Raw genomic sequence first — 523 nt, forward strand, 5'->3', positions numbered from 1 at the left:
GGTGCTGGAAGGTTAAGAGGAGCGCTTAGCGTATGCGAAGGTGCGAATTGAAGCCCCAGTAAACGGCGGCCGTAACTATAACGGTCCTAAGGTAGCGAAATTCCTTGTCGGGTAAGTTCCGACCCGCACGAAAGGCGCAACGATCTGGGCACTGTCTCAACGAGAGACTCGGTGAAATTATAGTACCTGTGAAGATGCAGGTTACCCGCGACAGGACGGAAAGACCCCGTGGAGCTTTACTGCAGCCTGATATTGAATGTTGGTACAGCTTGTACAGGATAGGTAGGAGCCTTGGAAACCGGAGCGCCAGCTGGGGACCGTCTTCCAGGACTTCCGCCTGCTGCCCAACAAGACCGTGGCCCAGAACGTGGCCTTCGCCCAGGAGGTCATCGGCAAGCCGCGCGGCGAGATCCGCAAGGCCGTGCCGCAGGTCCTCGACCTCGTCGGCCTCGGCGGCAAGGAGGAGCGGATGCCCGGTGAGCTCTCCGGTGGTGAGCAGCAGCGCGTCGCCATCGCCCGCGCC

1 rRNA gene (cut by a window edge) is annotated in these 523 nt (G+C 60.6%); it reads left to right on the forward strand.

Annotated features, from left to right (window positions below):
* Positions 1 to 523, forward strand: a 23S ribosomal RNA gene (locus ACFVWG_RS41470) (its annotated part extends 867 nt beyond the left edge of the window); the annotation flags it as partial.

Origin of the sequence: Kribbella sp. NPDC058245 (assembly GCF_042882005.1) — a bacterium.
GTDB lineage: Bacteria > Actinomycetota > Actinomycetes > Propionibacteriales > Kribbellaceae > Kribbella.